Origin of the sequence: Streptomyces sp. NBC_01426, assembly GCF_036231985.1 — a bacterium.
Taxonomy (GTDB): domain Bacteria; phylum Actinomycetota; class Actinomycetes; order Streptomycetales; family Streptomycetaceae; genus Streptomyces.
This window is the reverse complement of record NZ_CP109500.1, coordinates 7,087,748-7,102,978: the sequence shown is the minus strand read 5'-3', so window position 1 is coordinate 7,102,978 and position 15,231 is coordinate 7,087,748. Positions and strand designations below refer to the sequence as shown.

Annotated in this window: 14 protein-coding genes; 11 read left to right on the top strand and 3 right to left on the bottom strand. The window is 71.5% G+C overall.

Annotation, left to right across the window (positions count from 1 at the left end; translation table 11 throughout):
* Positions 1-267 precede the first annotated feature (267 nt).
* The 6 genes from OG906_RS31790 (at position 268) to OG906_RS31765 (ending at position 7,873) form a co-directional block, all read left to right on the top strand.
* Positions 268-1,329, top strand: a complete 1,062-nt coding sequence (locus OG906_RS31790; protein ID WP_329447489.1) for a chitinase — start codon at positions 268-270, stop codon at positions 1,327-1,329.
* 353 nt (positions 1,330-1,682) lie between these two features.
* Positions 1,683-2,144 carry a MarR family winged helix-turn-helix transcriptional regulator gene (locus OG906_RS31785; RefSeq protein WP_329447488.1) on the top strand — a complete coding sequence of 154 codons (462 nt, stop codon included), beginning with the start codon at positions 1,683-1,685 and terminating at the stop codon, positions 2,142-2,144.
* Positions 2,145-2,181: 37 nt separating this feature from the next.
* The gene (locus tag OG906_RS31780; RefSeq protein WP_329447487.1) at positions 2,182-4,773 is read left to right on the top strand and encodes an MFS transporter; all 2,592 of its coding nucleotides are present in this window, start codon (positions 2,182-2,184) and stop codon (positions 4,771-4,773) included.
* A 99-nt stretch (positions 4,774-4,872) separates the two neighbouring features.
* Positions 4,873-5,694, top strand: coding sequence for a YceI family protein (locus tag OG906_RS31775; RefSeq protein WP_329447486.1), 822 nt, complete (start codon positions 4,873-4,875; stop codon positions 5,692-5,694).
* A 159-nt stretch (positions 5,695-5,853) separates the two neighbouring features.
* A complete protein-coding gene (locus OG906_RS31770; protein ID WP_329447485.1) occupies positions 5,854-6,327 on the top strand; it encodes a hypothetical protein in 474 nt (157 codons plus the stop codon).
* Positions 6,328-6,433: 106 nt separating this feature from the next.
* On the top strand, positions 6,434-7,873 hold the full coding sequence (locus OG906_RS31765; RefSeq protein ID WP_329447484.1) for a DUF2252 domain-containing protein: 1,440 nt from the start codon (positions 6,434-6,436) through the stop codon (positions 7,871-7,873).
* A 126-nt stretch (positions 7,874-7,999) separates the two neighbouring features.
* Here OG906_RS31765 and OG906_RS31760 read toward each other — a convergent pair whose 3' ends face one another.
* Complete coding sequence (locus OG906_RS31760; protein WP_329447483.1) at positions 8,000-8,470, bottom strand: Dps family protein; 471 nt, start codon at positions 8,468-8,470, stop codon at positions 8,000-8,002.
* Between the two features lie 532 nt (positions 8,471-9,002).
* On the opposite strand from OG906_RS31760, the gene OG906_RS31755 reads away from it, so the two are divergent.
* Both OG906_RS31755 and OG906_RS31750 read left to right on the top strand, forming a co-directional pair.
* Positions 9,003-9,209, top strand: coding sequence for a hypothetical protein (locus tag OG906_RS31755; protein ID WP_329447482.1), 207 nt, complete (start codon positions 9,003-9,005; stop codon positions 9,207-9,209).
* Positions 9,210-9,531: 322 nt separating this feature from the next.
* Positions 9,532-11,022, top strand: coding sequence for a cellulose binding domain-containing protein (locus OG906_RS31750; RefSeq protein ID WP_329447481.1), 1,491 nt, complete (start codon positions 9,532-9,534; stop codon positions 11,020-11,022).
* Positions 11,023-11,172: 150 nt separating this feature from the next.
* Here OG906_RS31750 and OG906_RS31745 read toward each other — a convergent pair whose 3' ends face one another.
* Entirely contained in the window at positions 11,173-12,168 is a 996-nt protein-coding gene (locus tag OG906_RS31745; RefSeq protein WP_329447480.1) for an AraC family transcriptional regulator, read from the bottom strand.
* 309 nt (positions 12,169-12,477) lie between these two features.
* Here OG906_RS31745 and OG906_RS31740 point away from each other — a divergent pair, with 309 nt between their 5' ends.
* The 3 genes from OG906_RS31740 to OG906_RS31730 all read left to right on the top strand — a co-directional run bounded on the left by OG906_RS31740 (position 12,478) and on the right by OG906_RS31730 (position 14,681).
* Positions 12,478-12,732, top strand: a complete 255-nt coding sequence (locus tag OG906_RS31740; protein WP_329447479.1) for a hypothetical protein — start codon at positions 12,478-12,480, stop codon at positions 12,730-12,732.
* Positions 12,729-13,499, top strand: a complete 771-nt coding sequence (locus OG906_RS31735; RefSeq protein ID WP_329447478.1) for a type 1 glutamine amidotransferase domain-containing protein — start codon at positions 12,729-12,731, stop codon at positions 13,497-13,499. The genes OG906_RS31740 and OG906_RS31735 overlap by 4 nt, the downstream gene beginning before the upstream one ends.
* Before the next feature lie 267 nt (positions 13,500-13,766).
* Positions 13,767-14,681, top strand: coding sequence for a hypothetical protein (locus OG906_RS31730; protein ID WP_329447477.1), 915 nt, complete (start codon positions 13,767-13,769; stop codon positions 14,679-14,681).
* A gap of 130 nt (positions 14,682-14,811) precedes the next feature.
* Here OG906_RS31730 and OG906_RS31725 read toward each other — a convergent pair whose 3' ends face one another.
* Complete coding sequence (locus OG906_RS31725; protein WP_329447476.1) at positions 14,812-15,168, bottom strand: hypothetical protein; 357 nt, start codon at positions 15,166-15,168, stop codon at positions 14,812-14,814.
* Between the last annotated feature and the right edge of the window lie 63 nt (positions 15,169-15,231).

The following is a 15,231-nucleotide window of genomic DNA, read 5'->3' as shown; positions in this document are numbered from 1 at the left end:
CGGGGCGGAGTCGCTCCCGTCGGGCGTGCGTGTGCGCTGTGCGTCGCGCGTCGTCGACGCTCCGGGCGGGAGGTCAACTTAACCGGTTTTGAGCGAAGTTGCGGGCCCGGCAAATGGAATGTCCTGTTCCCGCCGTTCTCGAACTCCCCTTGACTCTCAGGGGACTTGGTCCAGACCTATTGACCGTCGGTGGTGGACCTCCCTACCGTCTGGTCCATCACCCCACGCACCTCCCCGGGTTCCCCACAGTCCAGGAGGCACCTCGCCATGCTCTCTCGCGGTTCACGCCTGTTGATGGCCGCCCTGGCCACCGCCCTCGCCCTGCCGAACCTGATCGCGGCCACCCCTGGCCCCGCCCCGGCCCCGCGGGCCGACACCTGCGCGGTCAAGTCGAGGCCCGCCGGCAAAGTCCTTCAGGGCTACTGGGAGAACTGGGACGGGGCCGCCAACGGCGTGCACCCGCCGCTCGGTTGGATCCCGATCACCGACAGCCGCATCCAGGGCCACGGCTACAACGTGATCAACGCGGCGTTCCCGGTCATCCGCTCGGACGGCACCGTCCTGTGGGAGGACGGGATGGACTCCACGGTGAAGGTGGCCACGCCGGCCGAGATGTGCCAGGCCAAGGCCTCCGGCCAGACCATCCTGATGTCCATCGGCGGCGCCGCGGCGGGCATCGACCTCAGCTCCGGCGCCGTCGCCGACCGGTTCGTCGCGACGGTGGTGCCGATCCTGCAGAAGTACAACTTCGACGGCATCGACATCGACATCGAGACCGGCCTCGTCGGCAGCGGAAGCATCACCACGCTGTCGGCCTCGCAGGCCAACCTCATCCGCATCATCGACGGCGTGCTCGCCCGGATGCCCTCGAACTTCGGCCTCACGATGGCACCCGAGACGGCCTACGTCACCGGCGGCAGCGTGGCGTACGGCTCGATCTGGGGCGCCTACCTGCCCATCGTGAAGAAGTACGCCGACAACGGCCGCCTGTGGTGGCTGAACATGCAGTACTACAACGGCAGCATGTACGGCTGCTCGGGCGACTCCTACTCCGCCGGCACCGTACAGGGGTTCACCGCGCAGACCGACTGCCTGAACAAGGGCCTGGTCGTCCAGGGCACCACCATCAAGGTCCCCTACGACAAGCAGGTCCCCGGACTCCCGGCCCAGCCGGGCGCGGGCGGCGGCCACATGGCCCCGAACCTGGTGGCGCAGGCCTGGAACACGTACGGGAACGGCCTCAAGGGCCTGATGACCTGGTCCGTGAACTGGGACGGCGCCAAGAACTGGACCTTCGGCAACAACGTCAAGGCGCTCCAGGGCCGCTGATCGCCGACCGCCCCCACCCTTCCCGACCACCCGGGCCCGGCCCGGGGACGACGCTCGACCGAGGCGCCCCACGCACCCCCGGTCGAGCGTCGCCCCTTTGCGGGGGCAACATCGCGACCGTCGACGCCGCGGTGGCCCGGCACGAGGACCCCACGACTGCGCAGTGTGATCATCGGATTGCCTGATGAATGAGCCTCTCCGTCCCCACCCCGGACCCCGAGGCCGCTCACCTGCGGGTTTACGTTCGCCAATGCTTGCCTTTGTCAACTTTTTAGCTCCGTACGGCTCTCCTGGTTTGCCTGGAGCAACCAACTACTTTTACGGTTGCCTGAAGCAACGATGCAGGAGGTGCGATGGCCGAGCGGGCGCAGTACGAGGAATTGGCTCGCGAGCTCAGTGCCGTCGGCGCCGTCAAGAGGGACCTGGGTCGGATCCTGCCCCAGGACTGCCCGGCCGGATCCGCCGCCGTGCTGCACCTCCTCGGTCGGCACGGGGACATGCGCATGAGCAGGCTCGCCGAGCTGCTTTCCGTGGACATGTCCGTCACCAGCCGTCACGTCGCGCACGTCGCGGACCGGGGCTGGATCGAACGGCGACCCGACCCGGCCGACAAACGCTCGCGCATCCTGCACCTCACCGCCGCCGGGGGAGAACAACTCGACGAGCTCTCCCGACGCTCCTCGCAGCTGCTCGCCGACCGGTTGAGCGACTGGTCCGACGAGGAGGTGGGCCGGCTCGTCCGGCTCATGTCCCGGCTGCGCGAAAGCTTCGGTGACTGCCGCTCCGGCGGCGTCCACCGCACACGACTGAACTGATCACCCGTACACCCGCACCAAGAACGTTAGGAAGCCCATGGCAACGACCACACCAGCCGGTGTGCGGGGCTCTCACGCCAAGCACGGAGGCGGCCACGACGGCGCACCGATGACGCACCGGCAGATCATGGAGGCGCTCTCCGGGCTGTTGCTCGGCATGTTCGTCGCGATCCTGTCGTCGACGATCGTCTCCAACGCCCTGCCCGAGATCATCGGCGACCTGGGCGGCGGCCAGTCCGCCTACACCTGGGTCGTCACCGCCGCACTGCTCTCCATGACGGCCGCCACCCCCCTGTGGGGCAAGCTCTCCGACCTGTACAGCAAGAAGGCACTCGTCCAGATAGCCCTGATCATCTACGTGCTGGGATCGGCCGCCGCCGGCCTGTCCCAGAACGCGGGGATGCTCATCGCCTGTCGCGTGGTCCAGGGCATCGGCGTCGGCGGCCTGTCGGCCCTCGCCCAGATCGTGATGGCCGCGATGATCTCCCCGCGCGAGCGCGGCCGCTACAGCGGCTACCTCGGCGCGACCTTCGCCGTCGCCACCGTCGGCGGGCCGCTGCTCGGCGGCGTCATCACCGACACCGACTGGCTCGGCTGGCGCTGGTGCTTCTACGTCGGCGTGCCCTTCGCGATCATCGCGCTGATCGTGCTCCAGAAGACCCTGCACCTGCCCGTCGTCAAGCGCGAGGTCAAGGTCGACTGGGGCGGCGCGTTCTTCATCTCGGCCGCCGTGTCGCTGCTGCTGGTCTGGGTCACCTTCGCCGGCGACAAGTACGACTGGGTCTCCTGGCAGACGTTCGCCATGGTCGGCGGGTCGATCGCCCTCGGGCTGCTGTTCGTCCTCGTCGAATCCAAGGCAGCCGAACCGATCATCCCGCTGCGCCTGTTCCGCAACCGCACCATCGCGCTGTCGTCGATCGCCTCGCTGTTCGTCGGTGTCGCGATGTTCACCGGCACGGTGTTCTTCAGCCAGTACTTCCAGCTGGCCCGCGACAAGTCCCCGACCATGTCGGGCGTGATGACGATCCCGATGATCGCCGGTCTGTTCGTCTCCTCCACCGTCTCCGGCCAGGTGATCACCAAGACCGGCAAGTGGAAGGCGTGGCTGCTCTGCGGCGGCGTGCTGGTGACCGCCGGTCTGGGCCTGCTCGGCACGATCCGCTACGACACCGAGTACTGGCACATCGCGATCTTCATGGCGCTGCTGGGCCTGGGCATCGGCATGATGATGCAGAACCTGGTGCTGTGCACGCAGAACCAGGTGGCGCCGTCCGACCTCGGGTCGGCCAGCTCCACGGTGACCTTCTTCCGTTCCCTCGGTGGCGCGATCGGCGTCTCCGCGCTCGGCGCGGTGATGGCCAACCGGATCACCCACTACGCCCAGGACGGGCTCGCCACCCTCGACCCGAAGTACGCGGCGGCCGCCGCCGGTTCCAGCTCCGGCAGCAGCATCCCGGACATGGACAGCCTGCCGGGCCCGCTGCGCACCGTCATGGAGAGCGCGTACGGCCACGGCATCGCGGACGTCTTCCTGATCGCCGCGCCGCTCGCGCTGATCGCCTTCCTCGTCACGATCTTCATCAAGGAGGTCCCGCTGCGCACGTCGGGCGGTCTGGAGCAGGCCGCCTCGCCCGTCGAGGCGGGCCCGGGACGCGGCGATGACCTCGCGGCCCCCGCCGCCGTGACGACCTCGGCTCCGCGATTCGCCGAGACCGCCGGCGAGGAGCGCACGGCGCACCCCGTACCCACGGCCTCGGCCTCGGCCTCGGTCGACACCGGGCGCGGAACGGGCGACGTCGAGCCCGGGACGACGCAGCAGACGACCACCGCCACCGCGGTGGCGAACGAAGGGACCGGTCCCGTGAACGGTGGTACTCCGGTGGGCGGTTACGTGCGCGGCTCCGAGAGCGCGCCCGTACCCCAGGCGGCCGTGACGCTGATCTCCCTCGCGGGACGCCAGCTGGGCCGGTCGGTCTCGCGGGCCGACGGCTCGTACGCCGTGGACGCCCCGGGCTCGGGCTCGTACGTCCTGATCGCCTCGGCCGACGGTTTCCAGCCGCAGGCGTCGACGATCGTGGTGAACGGCGAGCCGGTCGCGTACGACATCCTGCTGAGCGGTACGAGCGGGCTGAGCGGCCTCGTCCGGGCCGCCGGGAGCGGTGACCCGGTCAAGGACGCGATGGTCATCGTGACCGACGTCCGCGGTGACGTGTTGGCGTCCGCGACCACCGGCGAGCAGGGAGAGTTCTCCTTCGCCGAGATGGTGCCGGGCTCGGTGACCATCGCGGTCAACGCCCTGGGGCACCGCCCCGCGGCCCTGCCCGTCGAGGTCGGCGGCGCCGGCGTCACCCGGGTCGAGGTCGAGCTCAGCCCCGGCGCACGGGTCCAGGGCGTCGTACGGGCGCCGCACGGCCCGCTCGGCGACGCGCGGGTCACGCTGATCGACACGGCGGGCAACGTCGTCGACACGGCGAGGACCGGCGCGGACGGCGCGTACGCCTTCACCGACCTCGACAGCGGCGAGTACACCGTCATCGCGACGAGCTACCCGCCGGTGGCCACGGCCCTGAGCGTGGGCGCCCGCGGTGTCGACGACCACGACATCGAGCTGGCCCACCCCGGCGAGTAGCCGGACCCCGACCCGCGGGGCGCCCCCCGAGCAGGAGGCGCGCCCCGCGGGCCGGCCATGTTCAAACGATCTCGACATGCTTGGCAGGGAGAAAACGGCATGGGACTGACCGCACGGATCCTCACGCGCGACGGATGGGCCGTGTCGCACGCGGTCGTCACGGTGACCGACATGACGGGCACGCAGGTGGTCCGCGCCGAGGCCGACGCCGACGGAGCCGTACGCGACGCGACCGCGCTCGCACCGGGGGCGTACACCGTCATAGTCACCGCGGTCGGCTACGCGCCCAGCGCGTCGAGCGCGATCGTCACGGCCGGCGGACGCACCGAGGTCGGCAAGGTCGTCCTCGCCCGTCAGGGGGGTACCGAGCTGCCGCCGCCCGGGCCGTGGACGATCGACCCGGCGCACTCCTCCGTGGGCGCCGTCGCACAGCACCTGGGGATCTCCAGCGTGCACGGGCGGTTCACCGAGTTCACCGGCCGGATCGAGATCTCCCCGGACGCGGTGTCCGCGTCCCGTGTGGAGGCGAGGATCGGCGCCGCGTCCATCGACACGGGCAACGACCTGCGCGACGGCCACCTGAAGTCGCCGGACTTCCTGGACGTGGAGACCTACCCGGAGCTCTCCTACCGCTCGACGGGTCTGACGCCCGCCGGGTCCGACCGCTGGACCGTGCACGGCGAGCTGACGATGCGCGGCGTCGTACGGCCCGTGGACCTGGACCTCGCCTACCTGGGCACCGGCGCCGACCCGTGGGGCGGCACGCGCGCCGCGTTCCGCGCCACTGCGGATCTCCACCGCGAGGACTTCGCGATGAACTACAACCAGGTGGTGCGGGCGGGCATCGCCGCCATCGGGACGACGCTGAAGGTGGAGCTGGACATCCAGGCCGTACAGGGCGAGTCGCTGCCGCAGGCGTAGGACGCGACGCCCGCCGGCTCCGGGGGCACCGTCCCGCCCCCGGTGGCCCGCGTCCGGGCGGGTCGGGCGCGCAGCGGGTGCGCGGTACGTCCGGATGGGGGAAGCTGATCAGGGCTACGGCAGTACCGATGTCGGGACGGCCCGGTCAAGGAGGGTCTTGTGGTCACTTCAGGAGACGGCGGGCTCACTCCCGCAACGCCCCGGGCCGGGGTCAGGACGGCCACCCTGCTGTGCGCGGCCGCCGCCCTCGTGGCCGGCGCCGTGCCCGCTTCCGCGCAGACGCGCGCCGCACCGGAACCCCTCGTGGTGCTCGACTGTGCCAACGAGGCCCAGGTGCGACCCGACGACTACCTGCTGGCGTGCGGCGACGGCAACAGCCGCCTCGTGCGACTCGACTGGGAGTCCTGGGGCCCGAAGACCGCCACGGCCACCGGCACCAACATGGTGAACGACTGCCGCCCCTACTGCGCGGCCGGTCGGTTCCACCCCCACCCGGTGACCGTGACCTTCAGCAATCCGAAGCCGTGGCCCGCGCACCCCGAGGTCCAGCGGTTCACGACGGTCCGGCTGCTCTACACCGACACCGTGCCCTCCCCCATCCCCAAGGACGTCACGTACAAGCTCTTCTACTGAGCGGAGCCGACGGCGCCACCGGAGGCACCCGGGCACGGAGCCGTTGTCGGAGCGCCGCGCCCGCACGGGGAGACGGCGGCCCGGAGGCGGCCTGGAGGTTCACAGGATGACGAAGCGTAAGGCGACCTCGAAGACGACCTCCAAGACGCCCGGTGCCGGGCCGCCGCTCTCCGCCGACGAACGCGTCGCCCTCGGACGGGCCGCACGACGGCGGACGCCCCGTTCCGCACACGGCGAGTTCGACGCGTCCGCGGACCGGACGGACCCGGTCGACGTGATCGAGCGGCAGTCGGCGACCCGGGTGCAGGAACTCGTGCCGCTCCGCTACGGACGGATGGCCCAGTCCCCATTCCGCTTCTACCGCGGTGCGGCGGCCATCATGGCGGGCGACCTGGCCCGTACTCCGGATTCCGGCATCCGCGTCCAACTCTGCGGCGACGCACACCTGTTGAACTTCCGCCTGCTGGGCTCCCCGGAGCGGAACCTGCTCTTCGACATCAACGACTTCGACGAGACGCTGCCCGGCCCGTGGGAGTGGGACGTCAAGCGGTTGGCCGTCAGCCTGGTCATCGCCGCGCGGGAGAACTCCTTCACCGACGACGAGTGCGCGGCGATCGTACGGGCCGGGGTGCGGTCCTACCGCGAGCAGATGCGCCGCTTCGCCACCATGCGCACCCTCGACGTCTGGTACGCGCGGGTCGACGAGGCGCAGCTCCAGGCCGTGGCGGCCGGCGCGCTGCACACGCGCGGTCGCAAGCGCGTCTCCGCGGAACTGACGAAGGCGCGGGGACGCGACAGCATGCGGGCCTTCGAGAAGCTCACCGAGGTCGTCGGGGGCGAGCGCCGGTTCGCCGCCGCCCCACGACTGATCACACCGATCTCCGAGCTGATCCAGGACAAGGAACGCGCCGCGCTCGAAGACGAGATCCGCGGCCTGGTCAAGGAGTACGGGAACAGCCTCACGCCCGACCGGCGCCACCTGCTGGGGCAGTTCCGCGTCGTGGACATGGCCCGCAAGGTGGTCGGTGTCGGCAGTGTCGGCATGAGGTGTTGGGTCGTGCTGCTGTTGGGCCGGGACGACGAGGACCCGCTCATCCTCCAGGCCAAGGAGGCGGGCGAATCGGTGCTCGCCGCGCACGCCGGTGGGAGCGAGTTCGCCACGCAGGGCGAACGCGTCGTCGCCGGGCAGCGGCTGATGCAGGCGGCCGGGGACATCTTCCTGGGCTGGCAGCAGGTCCACGGCATGGACGGCCGGCGCCGGGACTTCTACGTGCGCCAGTTGCTGGACTGGAAGGGAATCGTGGACCCGTCGCAGATGGTGCCGCGCGGCATGAAGGTCTTCGCCGAGCTGTGCGGTGTCACCCTGGCGCGGGCGCACGCCCGCTCCGGCGACCGGATCGCCATCGGCGCGTACCTGGGCCGGCGCGACGTCTTCGACCGTGCGGTCCTGCGCTTCGCGGAGGGCTACGCCGACCTGAACGAGCGCGACCACACCCACCTCACGGAAGCGATCGCCGCGGGCCGCGTCTCGGCCGTGTCGGCGTGACCGGCCCGTCGGCCCCGTGAGGCGTCGTCCCCCTGATGCGTCTGATGCGAGACGAGCCCCGGCCCGGATGTCCCCGGGCCGGGGCTCGGTCTGAGAACCGGGACGGCGCCGAACGCGCCGGACCCGTCAGGCGCTTTCGGCCTGGAACATCCAGTGGTGCTTCTCCAGGTCGCCGGTCAGGCCGATGAGGATGTCCTGGGTGATCGGGTCGGCCTCGCCCGTGGCCTGGATGCGCTCGCGCATCCGGGTGACCACCGCGGCCAGCGCGTCCACGAGGATCTTCACCGCCTCGGCGTCCTTGATCCACCCGCCCTGTACGCCGGCGATGCCGCTGGACGACGACACGGTCGCCGCCCGTCCGTCCGGGGTCACGCCGAGGGCGGAGGCACGCTCGGCCACCACGTCGGAGTGGGTGCGGGCCGAGACGACCACATCGTCGAGCTGGAGGTGAACGGAGCGGAAGCGGGGGCCCACCACGTTCCAGTGCACCTGCTTGGCGACCAGGGCCAGGTCGACCAGATCCACCAGCGCGCCTTGCAGGGCTTCGCCGACGATCTTCAGGTCGGCAGCCGGGAGGGCACTCTTCACGACGGACACGGGGTTCTCCATTCGCAACGCGGTCGGTGGTCGTCCCGAACCGCCTCGGCTGACGCCTCGGGTGACATCCGGGGATTCTTCCACCGATGAGTTTGATTACCAGATGAAATGCCATCTACCCCACCCACACGCATCAAAACGGTCCACTTCGGGGGACCGAATGGACCCATCCCCGACGCGCACGGGAGAACGGCTCGCCCGATCCTCGCCCGGTCGCACCCCCGCGGAGCGGGGTGTCCTCCAGACGGCGCGTGCCCCTCGTACGCCGGAGCGATGCGTCATCACGATCTGATTGTCATCGGTGCGGGATCCGGCAACGCGGTCGTCGACGAGTCGTTCGCCGACCTCGACGTGGCCATCGTCGAGGAGAAGTGGTTCGGCGGGACCTGTCTGAACGCCGGATGCATTCCGAGCAAGATGCTCCCCTACACCGCCCATGTGGCCCGCACCGTGCTCGGCGCGGACACCTACGACGTGGACGCGCGGCTGCGCGCCGTGCGCCGGCGGGAGGTGCGCGACCGGTTTCTGCAAGGTGCTCGCCGAGCCCGGCACCGGGCGGGTGCTCGGCGCGCACATCATGGGGCCGCAGGCCGCCATCCTGATCCAGCCCCTCGTACTGGCCATGACGCGCGGGATCGACGCGCTCTCGCTCGCCAAGGAGCCGTACTGGATCCACCCGGCCCTCACCGAGGTCGTCGAGAACGCCCTCCTCGACCTCGGCCTCGACGGCGACGCCTGACCCCGGTCCCGATCCCGACCCCTCCGTCTGACCGGACTACGTCTGACCCGACCCCGTCCCGCCCGGGACGCCTCCCCACGGTCCGCTTCCTCAGCCCCCTCTTACCCCCGCCTTAAGCGGAACCTAAGAGTCACAGCCACGGCCCCGAATCGAACCGCTGTCCGTTTCGGGGCGGCTAGCGTGCTGCCGCACCCCCGATTTCCGGCACCCCCGATGTCCGGCAACTCGGAACTCCAGCACCTCGGACGTCCGGCACCCCGGTTTCCACGCACCTCGGATCCCCGGTGACCCGGATTCCCGGCAACTCAGAGGCAGGCACGCGATGGGCAGCACGATCGGCCACCGGCGCAGGACGAGCAAGACGGCGAAGGCGACAGGCGCGATCGCGGCCGCGGCGGTGATCGCCGGCGCCGCGTTCGCGTTCACCGGGACCGCACAGGCCGCCGCCGTCGGAGCCGTCTACACCAAGTCCAGTTCCTGGACGGGCGGTTACACCGGCCAGTACGTGATCACCAACAACACCGCGCAGGCGCAGGCCGATTGGACCCTCCGGTTCGACCTGCCCGCCGGCACGAGGATCGACTCCCTGTGGAACGGCACGCACACGGTGGACGGTCAGCACGTCACCGTCAAGCCCGCGAGCTGGAACAAGCAGCTCGCGGCCGGTGCCTCCGTCACGGTGGGCTTCGTGGCGAGCGGGACCGGCGCCCCCGGGAACCCGACGGCCTGCCTGATCAACGGCGTGAAGTGCTCGGTGGAGCAGGGGGCGACACCCCCGCCCGGGGGACGTCCCACCCCCACCCCGACGGCGAGCGCGAGTGCGAGCGCGCCCGTCACCTCGGCGCCCTCCACCCGGCCCACGCCGACCGCGACGGCCACCTCGACCCCCACTCCCCCGCCGGTGACCGGCGCCCCGGCCGGAGGGGCGCGCTTCGCCCCGTACGTGGACACCTCGCTGTACCCGGCCTACGACCTGGTCGACACCGCCACCAAGACCGGGGTGAACGAGTTCCACCTCGCCTTCATCACCTCCGGTGGCGGCTGCGCGCCGCTGTGGGGCGGTGTCACGGATCTCGCGAGCGACAAGGTCGCCGCGCAGATCGGCGCGCTGCGGGCCAAGGGCGGTGACGTCCGGGTCTCCTTCGGTGGCGCCGCCGGGCACGAACTGGCCCTGAACTGTGCGACGGCGGACGCGCTGGCCGCCGCGTACGGCAAGGTCATCGACCAGTACCGCCTGACCAAGGTGGACTTCGACATCGAGGGCGCCGCGCTGCCCGACACCGCGGCCAACGCGCGCCGCGGCCAGGCCATCGCCGCGCTCCAGAAGTCGCACCCGGGGCTGGACGTGGCGTTCACCCTGCCGGTGATGCCGGAGGGGCTCACCCAGCCCGGCGTCGCCCTGCTGGCCGACGCGAAGCGGGCCGGCGTACGCGTCGACGGCGTCAACATCATGGCGATGGACTACGGGCCCGCGTACGGCGGCGACATGGGTCAGTACGCCGTCCAGGCCGCAACGGCCACGCAGGCCCAGATCAAGGGAGTGCTCGGGCTCACCGACGCGGCCGCGTGGAAGGCGGTCGCCGTCACGCCCATGATCGGTGTCAACGACGTGGCCGGTGAGGTCTTCACCGTCTCGGACGCGACGCAGCTCGTGGACTTCGCGAGGTCGAAGGGCATCGGCCGGTTGGCGATGTGGTCCGCGACGCGGGACCGACAGTGCGCGCAGGGCGCCGTGAACCACGCCGATCCGACGTGCAGTTCGATCCTCCAGCAGCCGCTGGCCTTCACGAAGGCGTTCGGCGCGCTCCGCTAGCCCGTCACCCGTCACCCGTACCCCGTACCCCGTACGTCCGTCGGCACGGCACGAACGCGAGAACCCCCTCGCCGTGTCCGGCGGCCGCCCCGTGTCCGGCTGCCCGCCGCGTCCGCCGACGCACGGCGGGCGGCCGGGCACGTCTGCGTTTCAACGGGTCGCTCCCGTGTGCCGGCCGCGGTAGCTGCCCGGGGTGATGCCCTCCCAGCGGGTGAAGGCCCGGACCAGGGCCGTCGCACCACTCAGTCCGAGCAGAGGGGCGATCCTGTCCAACGGCAGGTCCGTGGTTTCCAGCAGCCACCGGGCCCGCGCGTGGCGGGCGGCGTCGAGGAGTGCCCGCCAGGAGGTGCCCTCCCCCTGGAGGGCCCGGCGCAGGGTCCGGGCGCTGAGGTTGAGTTCCCGGCCCGGGTCGGCGGGGCCCGTGCCGTCGAGCGGGGCGTGTTCGAGCCACTGGCGCACCCGCTCCCCGATCGTCACGGCCTTGGACAGTTCGTGCAGCAGCCGGTCGGCGTAGGCCCGGTGCAGGGCGCCCAGTTCCGGGTCGGAGGGGGCGCGGCGCCGGTCGAGGTCCTCGTTGCCCACCGTGATCGCGTTCTCGGGCGCGTCGAAGGTGACCGGGCAGCCGAGGACACGGGTGTACGGCTCCGGGGAGCCGGCGCGCGGGTGGGTGAACGACACGGACAGGGGTGCCCAGTCGTCTCCGGCGACCCAGCGGGCGGCCCTGACCATGCCGGTGAGGATCGCCTCCACCTGCTGGGGATGCATGGTCGCGGGATCCACGGTCGGCCGGTAGCGGATGCGGGTCCGGTCATCGCCCCGGTGCAGGGTGACCGTGCCGGCCTGGCTGACCAGCGGGTGGTAGCGCGCCGCTGCGTCGGCGGCGTCGGCGAGGCTCGCGCAGGTCAGGACCACGTGGCCGAGGACGTGCAGGCTCCCCGGCCGGATCCGGTCCCCGACGAGCAGCCCGGTGTGGGGGTCGGCGCCCTCGGTGCCCATCACCGTCGCCCACAGCTCGCGCATCTCGGTGAACCCCAGCCGGTCCTTGGGCGAGTTCCAGGCACCGGGCTCGTCGGCGCCGTTCGTGGTGGCGCTCAGGACCGCGCGGGCGTAGCACGCGGCGACGGTGGAGGGCTCGATGCCGGACATGGCCGTCAGTCAATGCGGGGGCGCGGCTCCCGTCAACCGGCCGTGACGGTCCGGACGCCGCCGGGCCCCCGCCCGGTGTCGGCCGCTGAAGGTCCGGCATCGGCCCGCTGAAGTTCCGGCGTCGGTCCGGGAAGTCAACGAGCCGGCCACCGCGGTCAATGACCGGGGTCCGCGGGCGCTCTTAGGGTCGGGCCGCACAACCGAGAGGATCACCGTGCCCGTCCTGTCACGCATCGAGCCGTACCACGTCGCGGTACCGCTGCCGACGCCGTTCCGTCCCGCGCCGACCAGGGGTGGCGGGTGACGGCGGTGGCCGACGCTCCCCTGTGGGACCGGGCGCGTGCCCGGCGGTTCGCCGACGTCTGCGCCGCCGTGTCCCTGCCGACCGGCCCCGGTCTGGGCTTCACCATCGACCGTTCCGCGCTGCGTCGTCGGGGTCGACGTACCAGTGTCATCACCGCCGGCCGGCTCGCCCTGCGGACCCTGCGTGACAAGGGACCGCGCGTCGCCGCCGAGTTGGCCCGCACCCGCCGGCACACCGCCCGCCCGAGGAGTACTCCGTGATCGTCTTCCTGTTGCCCGCCTCCGGCTACGACCCGACCGAGGCGGCGGTGCCGTGGGCCGCGTTGCACGACGCCGGTCTCGACGTGCGGTTCGCGACGCCCGACGGGAAGGTCGCCCTGGCCGACGACCGGCTCACCGATGTGGGGTTCTCCTGGCTCTCCCCGTGGCTGATGACCCGCCGCGCCGAACTCGACGCGTACCGGCGGCTCACCGACGATCCGCGGTTCCAGGCGCCCTTGTCCTACGCGCAGGTCGACCCGGCGGCGCTGACGGGGCTCTTCGTCCCGGGCGGGCACGCCACGGGGATGCGTACCCTGCTGGAGAACACCACCGCCCAGCGGTTGTTCGCCCGGGTCCTCACCGTCGGGCTGCCGGTGGGCGCGGTGTGTCACGGCGTGTTGTTGGGTGCCCGCGCCGAGGACCCCTCGACGGGGCGGTCGGTCCTGTACGGACGGCGGACGACGGCTCTGACCTCGCTGCTGGAACTCACCGCCTGGAACCTCACCCGGCTGTGGCTGGGGCGGTACTACCGCACCTATCCGACCACCGTCCAGGCCGAGGTGACCGCGGCGCTCGCCGATCCGAGCCACTTCCTGGCCGGACCGCCGCTGCCCGTCCGTGACACCGCCGCGAAGCCCGGGCGCGGCTTCACCGTCCGCGACGGGAACTACCTCTCCGCCCGCTGGCCCGGCGACTGCCACCGCCTGGCGGCGGACTACCTGGCCCTGGTCCGCTCCCACTTGGCGGCGCCGGCCCGGGAGTTGTGATCCCGCGGACCACCCCGACCACGCCCGTCGAACACCGGGTGCCGCTCGCAGCGAGCACACCGCACACACCGACAGCATCGAATCGAAAGGGAACCGACATGGGCTTTCGCCTCCGGTTGGCCACCGGATCCCTGATCGTGGGCCTGGGGCTGGGCAGGCGCCGGGCGTCTCCGCAGCGACACCGGTCCCGGCGGCCGACACGGTCCCGCCCGACGACACGGCCACGCCCGCCGACGCGGCCACCGCTGCACGGCGGTAGCGCAGCCCATGTCGGTCGCCGGCAGCCTCGCCGCGCCCGCCATCGATCCGGGGGCCTGGATGGGCGGCTTCCGGGGCACCATCGGCGATCGCCCGCTGAACCGGATCGTGATGCCGGGCAGTCACGACTCCGGCTCCTGGAGCTTCACCAGGAACAGCGGCGTGTGCGGTTTCGGGGACCAGGCCGACCTGGCCCGCCGGTTCCCCTCCATCGCGGCGAGCATGTCCCGAACGCAGAGCGGTACCTTGGTGGACCAACTTGAGCGCGGCGCACGGTACTTCGATCTGCGTCTGTGCAAGCAGGGTGACAAGTGGTTCACCTATCACGGCGGCCCGATGGGCAACCAGTTCCTCGACGCCCCCGACGGCCGCGGTGGCGTGCGCGGCGACGTGAACCAGGTCGCGGAGTGGATCAGGCAATACCCGAAGGAAATCGTCATCATCAGGCTGTCGGCCGCGGCGTCCCCGCAGACCGAGCGGGCCGACAACACCGAGGCCGTCACCGCCCTGGGCCAGGCGCTCGGTGGCGGAGCCGGCAATCCGGCACTCGCGGACGACTCGTTGAGCCCGACCTCCACCTACGACCCGTACATGGCGGCGGGCAGGCACGTCATCCTCATCGACGACAAGGACACCACCTACCCCGTGGGCCTGGGGCCTCTCCGCGCAGAGCCATGCGCCTGGGGACCCGCCGGGCCGACGGCTCCTGGACCGGTTGGTCGGTGCATGCCCGACGGGGGCAGTCAGGTCCTCGCCGTGGGGCTGGACGGGAACGTCCACCACGCGACGCGCGGGCGCTCCGGGGCGTGGGCGCCGTTCCGGGCCGTGCCCTGGCCGGGCCGCACCGGCGCCTTCGCGGGAGACCAGGTCGCCATCGCCGGCCTCCCCGACGGTTCGAGCCAGGTGGTGACGACCACCCGCTGACCGGCCGGTGGTGTGTGCGACTCGGTGTTCCCGCCCCGGACGACAGCGTGTCGGAGGCGGGAACATCCTGGCGGCGCCGGGCCGGGTCGTCTCTTTCGGATCTTGCCCGGCAAGGTCCGACAGAGACGGGCTAGGCGGCCCTGACCTCGAACCGCACCGAGCGCACTTCGAGTTCGTCGGTCGCCGGCCTGCCGTGGGGGCGGAGCCGCCATTCCGGGCCCGTGCACCCCGCACCGAGGTAGACCGTCACCGTGGAGTCGGTCGAGTTCTGGGGTCCGTAGCCGGGCAGTTCGTCGTCCTCCCCCACCGCGTGCAGGTTGACGCACTTGCCGCTGTGAGGGTTGTGCAGGACGACGCGCTGCTCCTTGCCGTACTCGTCGACGTACTTGTAGTGGAAATCGCCCACGGCGGCCGAGGCCGAACCCGGCATCGTCAGGATCAGGGCGAGGGAGGCGAGGGCTGCGGCGGCGGTGTGACGGAGCTTCATGAGCGGATCGGTACCTTCCGTGGGGGGATTCGGTAACCGACCCTAGGAGCGGCCCGCCAGGCG